Source organism: Prosthecobacter sp. (assembly GCF_044373815.1).
Taxonomy (GTDB): Bacteria; Verrucomicrobiota; Verrucomicrobiia; order Verrucomicrobiales; family Verrucomicrobiaceae; genus Prosthecobacter.
On record NZ_JBIPNG010000632.1, the window covers coordinates 1 to 3135 of the forward strand.

The 3135-nt window shown below is 59.0% G+C and carries 4 protein-coding genes; 3 read left to right on the forward strand and 1 reads right to left on the reverse strand.

All coding sequences use genetic code 11. The annotated features are described in order from the left end of the window. Positions 1 to 40 precede the first annotated feature (40 nt). Positions 41 to 661, forward strand: coding sequence for a PEP-CTERM sorting domain-containing protein (locus ACIREA_RS29420; protein ID WP_397385884.1), 621 nt, complete (start codon positions 41 to 43; stop codon positions 659 to 661). On the opposite strand, the gene ACIREA_RS29425 is transcribed toward ACIREA_RS29420, so the two are convergent. Beyond that, positions 642 to 1199 carry an SCO family protein gene (locus ACIREA_RS29425; RefSeq protein ID WP_397385885.1) on the reverse strand — a complete coding sequence of 186 codons (558 nt, stop codon included), beginning with the start codon at positions 1197 to 1199 and terminating at the stop codon, positions 642 to 644. The genes ACIREA_RS29420 and ACIREA_RS29425 overlap by 20 nt on opposite strands. A 94-nt stretch (positions 1200 to 1293) precedes the next feature. On the opposite strand from ACIREA_RS29425, the gene ACIREA_RS29430 reads away from it, so the two are divergent. Both ACIREA_RS29430 and ACIREA_RS29435 read left to right on the forward strand, forming a co-directional pair. Next, positions 1294 to 2880 carry a multicopper oxidase domain-containing protein gene (locus ACIREA_RS29430; RefSeq protein WP_397385886.1) on the forward strand — a complete coding sequence of 529 codons (1587 nt, stop codon included), beginning with the start codon at positions 1294 to 1296 and terminating at the stop codon, positions 2878 to 2880. A gap of 57 nt (positions 2881 to 2937) precedes the next feature. Further along, positions 2938 to 3135 (forward strand): hypothetical protein (locus tag ACIREA_RS29435; protein ID WP_397385887.1); only part of this gene is annotated, 198 nt, incomplete at its 3' end.

A 3135-nucleotide genomic window follows, 5' to 3' on the forward strand; every position in this document is an offset into this window, starting at 1 on the left:
CGTTTCTGCTCCCTGATCCTTCACTGTGCCCGATTCTTCTATGAAACCCAATCGCACTCTTCTTGCCACAGCATTGCTGCTGTTTGCCGTCTGCCTGCCAGCGCGGGCCGCCGTCATCTACAGCGGCCTGCAAAATATCGCCATTCCCACTGACTTCGACGGTGTTTATATCGACATCGACACCGGTGCATTCAGCACCTCCACCTTCACCGGCTGGGACATCAACCCCTTCTTCGGCGGCTCAGCCATCGGCAACAGCGCGGCCTTCCAGCCCGCAAGGCTCGGCCTTAACAACGATGATCCCATCGTGAATTTGAGTTATGGAACTCTGGTGGATGCCAGCCTGTTCTACTCCACCGGTGAAGGCGGCTCGGGAGACCCCGTCTCGCATCTCGGCTTCGACAGCAATCAATTCCAGCCCGGCGTCGAAGGCTATCTCGGCTTCATGTTCACCACCAACGACTCCGCCGGCCCCTACTATGGCTGGATGCGTGTCCTCTTGAACAACAACGTTCCCGGCGGCCTCATCAAAGACTGGGCTTACGACAACACCGGCGCTCCCATCCCCACACCAGAGCCTGGCCGCGCCGCGCTGCTGCTGCTCGGCATTGTTGGTCTTGTCACGCGGCGGCAGCGCGGCGTCACCCCTTCGCAGGCATAGCCTTCTGCATTTCCCACACCAGATCCTGCGCCGTCCAGTCGCTGCCTTTGAAGATGCACTGCACGCGGCCCGCAGCATCCACCACGATGGTGCGCAGATTATGATTGATCAGCCCATCCTGGATCGTCACTTCGAGACCCACTGATGCCCCGAACTCGCTTACCCGCTTGCCAGTGGCAAAAGTCCAGTGCGTCGCATCGGCCCCTTGCGCCTTGGCATATAGCGTGAGCTGCTGAGGTGTGTCATGCTCGGGATCAAAGCTGAGCGAAAGCAGATGCCAGTCATCCTCCCCTGTCTTTGCCAGCTCCTGCTGCGCCGCCTTGAAGTGAGACGTCAGTCGGGGGCAGAAATCCGGCAGCGGACAGCGTGTGAAAATGAATGTCACCGCCAGCGCACGGCCTCGAAAGCGGCTGATGTTCAGAGTCTTCCCATTCGCGTCCGTCAGTTCACAATCGGGGACCTTTTCCCCAATGGCAAGTTCCCGCGCATTCGCAGGCAGACTCAGCAGACAGGCCGCCAGGAGATGGTGAAGTTTCATCACGCACGATTTCAACATTCACCTGAAAACGTAAGCGACGATTTCGACACAGGGGAGGTCTTGCCCACTGCCAGGGCCACCAGCATTCAGCGGCATGAAAATGCTGCCACACCTTCCCCTCCTGCTGACGGCATTCATGCCGTTGTGGTCACAGGACGCAGCCGATCCTAAACCACCGCCGCAGTTGCAACCCACCGTGACTGTGCAGACCGGCGACACCGGTGGCATGACCTTTGGCCGCAAGCCTGACCCCAAGACAACGCGTCATTACTACATCGCCGCAGAACCCGAGCTATGGGACTACGCTCCCGTGGTGAGCGAACCCATGTGCGGCACACCACTGCCACCTTCGGCCACCAGCAATCACGAGCGCGTGGGCAAGCTGCGCTATGTGCAGTACACGGATGCCACCTTTACTGCAAAAATGCTGCCCACGCCCCGTCTCGGCATCCTGGGGCCGGTGCTGCGTGGTGTGGTGGGTGAAACTTTGGCCGTGACCTTCCTCAATCGCACCACACAGCCGCTCTCCATGCATCCGCATGGCGTGCGTTATGACAAAGACAGCGAAGGCGCCTACTTCCCGCCAAATCCCGGCAAAGGAGCCGCCGTCGGTCCGGGAGCAACCTTCACCTATGTCTGGCAGCTCGATGAAAGCTCCGGGCCGCTGCCCAATGAGCCAAGCTCCAAGGCCTGGCTCTACCACAGCCATGTCACTGGCGAAGGCGAGGTCAATCTCGGCCTCGTCGGCAGCATCATTGTCACTGACCCCAAACGTGCGCGGCCTGACGGCACTCCCAATGACGTGGATCGCGAAATGGAAATGCTCTATCTCATCTTCGACGAAAGCGGCCTCGATGCCGAAGCACGCGAAGCCTATGAATACGTCAACACCGCCAGCGGCATTCCCACCAAGACCTGGGCCGAAACCATGGAGTTCATCGAGATCCACTCCCGCTTCGCCATCAATGGTTACACCTTCGGCAATCTCCCCGGCCTGGAAATGAACGAAGGCGAGCGCGTGCGCTGGTATCTCTTTGCCCTCGGCTCGGAGCAGGACTTCCACACCGCGCATTGGCACGGCATGAAAGTGATCGAGGAAGGCCGCCGCCGCACGGATGTGATCGAGCTGCTCCCCGCGAGCATGAAAGTCGCCGACATGAAGGCAGACAATCCAGGCACATGGCTCACCCATTGTCATGTAGCCGAGCACATGCTGGAAGGCATGTTCGCCCGTTACACCGTCCATCCCAAAGGAGCGGAAGGCGTCAGCCGCGATTCCGGCGTGGCTTTCTTTGGCACCCCGCACGCCGCACAAAGTCTGACCCTCCGCCGCGCCGAAATCACTCAGGACAACCACCTCGAACTCGCGGGCAGCGTCACCGTGTTTGAGGCGTTCTCCGTCTTCAATCAAACCATCACCGTGGAACTGGGCGGCAAGAGCATCAGCTTTAAACCAGACCGCAGCGGCCTTGCCACTACGCCTGCTGGCACCCTCCGCATACGCAACACCAACCGCTACGGCATCATCTTTGGTGGTCTGCTGGAGTTTGAAATCACTCTCAAAGGCGAGGACTGGCAGTCACAGATCGCAACACTCCAACAAGCCAAAACCCTGCCCGTCAAAATTCAGGCAGGCGAAGCAAAGCACATGACGACCATTGTGCTGTCGAAGAGAAGCTGATACTGGGATTAAGTCAGAAGGATGTTGCCCGGCAGTTCGGCTCTCTGCGTGAGGTTTATGATCGCTGACATGCGCCAAACGCCAGCAACCAAAGCGACCTCCATTACCCTGAGCGCCAAGTCATTGCCGCTTCCATGCTCACTATTCGCCTGGCATCTTATTCGAACCGAAGCTATTCAACCAAGCGAAGCCATGAAACACTTGCTCACCTTCTTCACGGTACTGCTGCTGGCTCCCCTTGCTGCGTTTTCGGGC